Genomic DNA, 7256 nt, shown 5'->3' on the forward strand with positions numbered 1-7256 from the left:
CCATGACGCTTCAGGGATGGGCGCTGATCGCGCTCTTCGTCGCCGTGCTGGCGGCATTGGCCAAGCCGATCGGGCTGTGGCTGTTCGCGCTTTACGAGGGGCGGCGCACGCCGCTTCACGTCGTGCTCGGCCCGGTCGAGCGCGGATTCTACCGACTGTCGGGGATCAATCCCGACACCGACCAGAGCTGGCGTCGCTACGCCGTTCATATGCTGGTCTTCCAGCTGATCACGGTGTTGCTGACCTATCTGATCCTGCGCGCGCAGGGCTTCCTGCCGTTCAATCAGAGCAAGCTACCCGGGGTCGGCGCGGATGGCTCGATGAACACCGCCATCGCCTTCGTCACCAACACCAATTGGCAATGGTATGTCGGCGAATCGACCATGTCGAACCTCAGCCAGATGATGGCGCTGACGATCCACAATTTCCTCAGCGCGGCGACCGGCATCGCCATCGCGTTCGCGCTGTTCCGCGGGTTCGCCCGGCGCCCCTCCCCCAACCCGGGGTCGGGCGGCACCGCGTCGCCCGGTATCGGCAATTTCTGGGCCGATATCACCCGGATCACGCTCTATCTGCTGCTGCCGATCAGCGTCGTTTACGCGCTTTATCTGCTGTTGAGCGGCGTGCCGCAAACCTTCGCCATGTCGATCGAAGCGACCACGCTGGAAGGCGTCAAGCAAACCATCACGATGGGTCCGGTCGCCAGCCAGGAAGCGATCAAGATGCTCGGCACCAATGGTGGCGGCTTCTTCAACGCCAATTCGGCGCATCCGTTCGAGAATCCCTCGGCGATGACCAACATGGTGCAGATGCTGTCGATCTTCGCGATCGGCGTCGGGCTGACCTATACGTTCGGCAAGGCGGTCGGTGATACGCGCCAAGGCTGGGCGATCCTGGGCGCGATGACCATCCTGTTCCTCGCCGGCGCCATCGTCGTCTATTGGCAGGAAGCCGCGGGTAACCCGGTCCTCCATCATCTCGGCCTCGCGGGTCCGAACATGGAAGGCAAGGAAGTCCGCTTCGGTACCCCCGCGAGCGCCTTGTTCACCGCGGTCACCACGGCCGCCTCGTGCGGTGCAGTCAACGCGATGCACGACAGCCTGACCGCGTTGGGCGGCCTGGTCCCGCTGTTCAACATGCAGTTGGGCGAGATCGTCGTCGGCGGGGTCGGCTCGGGGATGTACGGCTTTCTGCTGTTCGCGATCCTGGCGGTGTTCGTCGCCGGGCTGATGGTCGGCCGCACGCCAGAATATGTCGGCAAGAAGATCGAAGCGCGTGAAGTCAAGCTCGCGGTGCTGGCGATCGCGGTGCTGCCGCTGTCGATCCTTGGCTTCACCGCTTTGTCGGCTGTGATGCCCGACGGCCTCGCGGGCCCGCTCAACAAGGGACCGCACGGCTTTACCGAGATCCTCTACGCGTTCAGTTCGGCGACCGGGAACAATGGCTCCGCCTTTGCCGGCCTGACCGCGGGCACGCCCTGGTATAACGGCCTGCTCGGGGTTGCGATGTGGGTCGGACGGTTCTTCGTGATCGTCCCCGTGCTCGCCATCGCCGGCAGCCTGGCGGCCAAGAAATACACGCCGGCCGGCGCGGGATCGTTCCCGACCACCGGCGGCCTGTGGGTCGGCCTGCTGGTCGGGATCATCCTGATCCTGGGCGGTCTCACCTTCCTGCCGAGCCTCGCGCTCGGACCGATCGCCGATCATCTCGCGATGATCCACGGCCAGCTCTTCTGAGAGTAACCCAAGATGACAACCGCTACCTCGATGTTCTCGGCGAACCTGGTCGTCCCGGCGATCGGCGACTCCTTCAAGAAGCTCGATCCGCGCCAGCTGATCAAGAACCCGGTGCTGTTCACTACCGCGGTGATCGCGTTGCTGCTGACCGTCCTGCTCGCGCTCGGCGGCGAGCAGCTGCCCGTCGGCTTCCAGGCCCAGCTGATCGTCTGGCTGTGGCTGACCGTGTTGTTCGGCACCTTCGCCGAAGCGCTGGCCGAAGGTCGGGGTCGCGCCCAGGCCGCATCCCTGCGCGCCACCAAGTCGGAGCTCCAGGCCAAGCGCCTGACCGGCGTTGGCGACACCTGGGGCATGGTCGAGGCCTGGCGCCTCCAGAAGGGCGAGATGGTGCTGGTCGAAACCGGCGACCTGATCCCCGCCGACGGCGAAGTGGTCGAGGGCGTCGCCAGCGTCAACGAAGCCGCGATCACTGGCGAATCCGCTCCCGTCATCCGCGAGGCGGGCGGTGATCGCTCGGCGGTGACCGCGGGCACCCGCGTCATCTCCGACCGGATCAAGGTCCGCGTGACGCAGGAGCCGGGTCAGGGATTCCTCGACCGCATGATCGCTCTCGTCGAAGGCGCCGAGCGGCAGAAGACGCCGAACGAGATCGCGCTCACCATCCTGCTCGTCGGACTGACGATCATCTTCCTGATCGCGGTCGGCACGATCCCCGGTTTCGCCAGCTATGCCGGCGGCAGCGTTCCCGTCGCGATCCTCGCGGCGCTGCTGATCACCTTGATCCCGACCACTATCGCCGCCTTGCTGTCCGCGATCGGCATTGCCGGCATGGATCGCCTGATCCGCTTCAATGTGCTCGCCAAATCGGGCCGCGCGGTCGAGGCGGCAGGCGACGTCGATACCTTGCTGCTCGACAAGACCGGCACGATCACGATCGGCGACCGCCAGGCGAGCGAGTTCCGCCCGCTGACCGGCGTCGATGTAAAGACGCTGGCCGAGGCGGCGATGGTCGCCAGCCTGGCCGACGAGACGCCCGAAGGCCGCTCGATCGTCACGCTCGCTCGCGAGAAGTTCGCGCTCGCCACCACCTTGCCGGCAGACGCCGAGATCATCCCCTTCACCGCGCAGACGCGCAGCTCGGGCGTCAAGGTCGGCGACGACAAGGTGTTGAAGGGCGCGGTCGATTCGATCCTCAGGATGCTCGGCGCCGACACTCCCGGCGCGGTCGAGATCAAGCGCACGACCGACGAGATCGCCCGCGGCGGCATGACTCCGCTCGCCGTGGTCCGCAACGGCCGGCTGCTGGGTGCGGTGGCGCTCAAGGACGTGGTCAAGGCGGGCGTCCGCGACCGTTTCGCCGAGCTGCGCCGCATGGGGATCCGCACGGTGATGATCACCGGCGACAACCCGCTGACCGCCGCCGCGATCGCCGCCGAAGCTGGCGTCGACGACTTCCTCGCCGAGGCGACACCCGAGGACAAATTGGCGCTGATCCGCACCGAACAGACCGGCGGCAAGCTGGTCGCAATGTGCGGCGATGGCACCAACGACGCCCCTGCTCTGGCGCAGGCCGATGTCGGGGTGGCGATGAACACCGGCACGCAGGCGGCACGAGAAGCCGGCAACATGGTCGACCTCGACAGCGACCCGACCAAGCTGATCGAGATCGTCGGGCTGGGAAAACAGCTGCTGATGACTCGGGGCGCACTGACCACTTTCTCGGTCGCCAACGATGTCGCCAAATATTTCGCGATCATTCCGGCGATGTTCGTCGTGCTCTATCCGGGGCTCGGCGTGCTCAACGTGATGGGGCTCGGCAGCCCGCGCTCGGCGATCCTGTCGGCGATCATCTTCAACGCGCTGATCATCCCGTGTTTAGTCCCGCTGGCGCTCAAGGGCGTCAAATATCGAGCGATCGGCGCCGGGCCGCTGCTCGCGCGCAACCTTGCCGTCTACGGCCTCGGCGGCCTGCTCGCGCCGTTCGTCGGGATCAAGCTGATCGACCTGGCGGTGGGCGGGCTGGGGCTAGCCTAGCCGCAACAAAGCCCCTCCCCTTCAGGGGAGGGGTTGGGGGTGGGGGATGCCTCGCAGAGCACATTGCCCGCGGCACTGCCCCACCCCAACCCCTCCCCTGAAGGGGAGGGGCTAGAAAGGAAGAAAGACATGCTCAAGGATTTCACCACCGCCCTCCGCCCAGCCCTCGTGCTGACCTTGCTGTTCGCCGCCCTGCTCGGCCTCGCCTATCCCGCCGCGATCACCGGAGTCGGTCAGCTGATCGCCCCCGGCGCCGCAAACGGCAGCCTGATCCGCGATGCCAAGGGCACTATCATCGGCTCGTCGCTGATCGGCCAGGGCTTCACCTCGGACCGCTATTTCCACGGCCGCCCCTCGGCCGCGGGCAAGAATGGCTATGACGCCACCGCCTCGTCCGGCTCCAATCTCGGCCCGACCAGCCAGGCGCTCGTCGACCGCGTCAAAGCCGACATCGCGTCGGCCAAGGCATCCGCTCCCGCACCAGGTTCCAATGTACCCGCCGATCTGGTGACGGCCTCCGCCTCGGGGCTCGATCCCGATATCAGCCCCGAGGCGGCTTTGTTCCAGGTGTCGCGCGTCGCCAAGGCGCGCGGGATCGACCCCGCCAAGCTGCGCCAGGTCGTCGCCGACAACACTGCCTATCCCTTGCTCGGATTCCTCGGCGAGCCACGCGTCAACGTCCTTGCCCTCAATCTTGCCCTCGACCGGATCGCGCCGCGCCCGTAACGTTGCTAGGGTGCAGACCGATTACCAATGAGGATCGAGACAGCCATGTCCGGGATGCTGTGGGAGGAGGAGTGCGAAGAACGGGGGTTTTCCCCCGTTCGAGCGCTCCGACGCGCCACAGCGCCCGGACATGGCTGCCGCCCTTTGTCGTTGAATTGGGCGGTGGGACGAAAAAGGCCGCTGGAGCGGTCGGACGCTTGCCAGATAGACATCGCTATCTGGCTGCGCGTCCTCTCTCCCAGCAGCCTTTTTCGTCTCCATCTCGACCTCATTGGTAACCGGTCTGCACCCTAAATGGCCGCCCAGCCCCGGATCCTGATCGTCGAGGACGATGCGCATATCCGCCGCCTGCTGCGCGTGGCGGTTGAGCGCGCCGGTTATGCGGTGACCGAGGCCGCGACCGCACGCGAAGCGCTGTCGGCCGCCGATATCGACAAGCCCGCACTCGTCCTGCTCGACCTCGGCCTGCCCGACCGCGACGGGCTCGAACTGATCCAGTTGTTCCGCGTCCGGGCCGGCGCGACGGTCATCGTCGTGTCGGCGCGCGAGGATGTTTCGGAAAAGGTCGCCGCGCTCGATCTCGGCGCCGACGATTATCTGACCAAGCCGTTCGACACCGAGGAATTGCTCGCACGCGTCCGCACGGCGCTGCGCCACCGCATCGCGGGCGAAGCAGGGCAGACGATCGTCATCGCAGGCGAAATCGAGATCGATCTCGAGCGCCGCCGCGTCCGGCGTGACGGTGAGGAAGTCCACCTTTCCCCCAAGGAATATGACGTTCTCGCCGAACTCGCCAGGCGGCCCGACCGCGTGATCGGACATCGCCAGCTGCTGCGCACGGTCTGGGGCCCGGCGCATGAGGACCATGTCGATTATCTGCGCATCGTCGTGCGCAACCTGCGCCAGAAACTGGAAGCCGACCCCGCGCGACCGCGGCTGATCACCAATGAGCCCGGCGTGGGCTATCGGCTGACCGGCGTCCGCTAGCGGACGCGGCATACTGGCGCTCCCCCTCGCCACCATTGCTTGCGCTTCTGATCGCGCGAGGTCGAATTTTAGAGACAGGTCCGCCGGCAACGTCGATAATTGCATCCCGATGCAAACCGAATTCGACGAGGAGAGGACCAGCGAGCGGGCGCATCGCCCTACCTCGTTCGACGTCGCATCGCTTGCCCAGGTGTCGCAATCGACCGTGTCGCGCGCCTTGCGCGGTGACGCCTCGATCACGGCCGAGACGCGCGACCGCGTCGCCCGCGCGGCGGCAGAGCTCGGCTATCGCCCCGACAGCCGGGCGGTCAGGCTCCGCGGCGGTGCGGTCGGGACGGTGGCGGTGGTTCTGTTGACATCATCGGAACTCGAGCGGCGCGCGCTCAATCCCTTCTATTTCGACATATTGGGCGCGGTCGAGGCGGCGGCGGCGCGGCGCGGCATGGGTATCCTGCTATCGTATCAGAGCACGCAGGACTCGCTGCGCAGCGACTTCGAACAACGGCGCGAAGCCGACGGCCTGATCGTGATTGGCACCGCCGCGAACCGCTCGGCCTGGGACTATTTCGCCCGCGCGCGGCAGGCCGGCAGCAACCTCGTCGCCTGGGGCGCGCCGGATGACTCTCTACCGATCGTCCGCGCCGACAATCATGCGGCGGGCGTGCTGGCGGTCGAGCATTTGATAGGTGCCGGCCGCCGGCGGATCGCGTTCGTTGGACCCGGCTGGGAGGCGCATCAGGCGTTTCGCTTGCGGCGGCAGGGGTATCTCGATGTGCTGGCGAAACACGGCCTGACCCCGATCGAGGCGACGGCACCGCCGATCGACGACCGCCACGCGCAGGGAGAAGCGGCGGCCGCGCAATTGCTGGCAATAACCCCCCCGATCGACGCCGTGTTCGCGGCGTCGGATACGCTTGCCTCGGGCATCATGCGCGGCTTGCAGGAAGCGGGCATCCGCATTCCCGCGGACGTCGCGATTGTCGGCTTCGACGGTGGTTTCGGCGCGCGCCAATCCACGCCAGCGCTGACGACGATCGAACAGGACGTGGCAAGCGCGGGCGAGATGTTGGTCGAGGCGCTGTTCGGACCGACAGAACCGGCGGGCGGAACCGGAAAGGCGTTCGTTCCCGTGCAATTGGCGGTTCGGGGAAGCAGTTAGAGTCTGAGCCGGCGGGTGATACCGCGCCCGTCGCAAGATTTAAGCGGTGCGTCAGAAACTCCAGCCCGCGCTCGCCGTCAGCGCGGCTTCCCCGCGAGCCGGTGGTCGATCGCGCACGAGCAATCACAGCCCGGCGATGTCCCGACCAGGGTCGCGCAGGCGTCGATCGCGCCGCCCGCCATGCGGTTGAGCGCGATCCGTGTCGCGCGACCGCTGGACTGGCGCACCAGCGCGATCAGCCCGCTGACATGCGCGACCGCATAGGAACTGCCATTGACGAGGTACCATTTACCCCCCGGTTGTGTCGTCGGCACGTCGCGGCCGGGAGCAATGTACACGCGCGCGGGCAAAGACTGCAAAGATTCGTCGGCGACGGCGATGACACCGGGCAAGGATGCGGGGAATCCGCCCTGGGGCAAGGACGGATCGAATGCCGCGACCACCGAGACGTTGCGCGATATCGCGATGGCGATCAGCCGGGCGAGTAGCGGGTCTGCCGGCCCGGCGAGGCTGAGGTTGATCACCTCGGCATTGTGGTCGATCGCGAATTGCAGCGCGCGCGCCAGGCTAAGGCTGTTGCAAAGCGTAGGGCCGGCGGCGGTCTGCCAGCACGC

At 66.7% G+C, this 7256-nt stretch carries 6 protein-coding genes; 5 read left to right on the plus strand and 1 reads right to left on the minus strand.

Translation table 11 applies throughout. The features are described from left to right. The first annotated feature begins 2 nt into the window (after positions 1-2). The 5 genes from kdpA (at position 3) to AC1DRD_RS20420 (ending at position 6642) form a co-directional block, all read left to right on the plus strand. Positions 3-1736, plus strand: a complete 1734-nt coding sequence (gene kdpA, locus AC1DRD_RS20400) for a potassium-transporting ATPase subunit KdpA (RefSeq protein WP_478042827.1) — start codon at positions 3-5, stop codon at positions 1734-1736. A gap of 12 nt (positions 1737-1748) precedes the next feature. Beyond that, complete coding sequence (gene kdpB, locus AC1DRD_RS20405; RefSeq protein ID WP_478042828.1) at positions 1749-3770, plus strand: potassium-transporting ATPase subunit KdpB; 2022 nt, start codon at positions 1749-1751, stop codon at positions 3768-3770. Positions 3771-3899: 129 nt separating this feature from the next. Next, positions 3900-4496 carry a potassium-transporting ATPase subunit KdpC gene (kdpC, locus tag AC1DRD_RS20410; protein ID WP_478032043.1) on the plus strand — a complete coding sequence of 199 codons (597 nt, stop codon included), beginning with the start codon at positions 3900-3902 and terminating at the stop codon, positions 4494-4496. A 294-nt stretch (positions 4497-4790) separates the two neighbouring features. Next, entirely contained in the window at positions 4791-5483 is a 693-nt protein-coding gene (locus tag AC1DRD_RS20415; RefSeq protein ID WP_478042829.1) for a response regulator, read from the plus strand. A gap of 109 nt (positions 5484-5592) precedes the next feature. Continuing rightward, positions 5593-6642 (plus strand): LacI family DNA-binding transcriptional regulator, encoded by a 1050-nt coding sequence (locus tag AC1DRD_RS20420; protein WP_478042830.1) that lies wholly within the window; start codon positions 5593-5595, stop codon positions 6640-6642. A gap of 77 nt (positions 6643-6719) precedes the next feature. On the opposite strand, the gene AC1DRD_RS20425 is transcribed toward AC1DRD_RS20420, so the two are convergent. Continuing rightward, a partial coding sequence (locus tag AC1DRD_RS20425; protein WP_478042831.1) for a S8 family serine peptidase occupies positions 6720-7256 on the minus strand: 537 nt, incomplete at its 5' end.

This window comes from Sphingomonas sp. P4_G2, assembly GCF_056401155.1.

Excerpts from the sequence above, each read along its gene's own strand:
- kdpA (WP_478042827.1), top strand. The coding sequence starts at position 3 with ATGACGCTTCAGGGATGGGCGCTGATCGCGCTCTTCGTCGCCGTGCTG.
- kdpB (WP_478042828.1), top strand. The coding sequence starts at position 1,749 with ATGACAACCGCTACCTCGATGTTCTCGGCGAACCTGGTCGTCCCGGCG.
- kdpC (WP_478032043.1), top strand. The coding sequence starts at position 3,900 with ATGCTCAAGGATTTCACCACCGCCCTCCGCCCAGCCCTCGTGCTGACC.
- AC1DRD_RS20415 (WP_478042829.1), top strand. The coding sequence starts at position 4,791 with ATGGCCGCCCAGCCCCGGATCCTGATCGTCGAGGACGATGCGCATATC.
- AC1DRD_RS20420 (WP_478042830.1), top strand. The coding sequence starts at position 5,593 with ATGCAAACCGAATTCGACGAGGAGAGGACCAGCGAGCGGGCGCATCGC.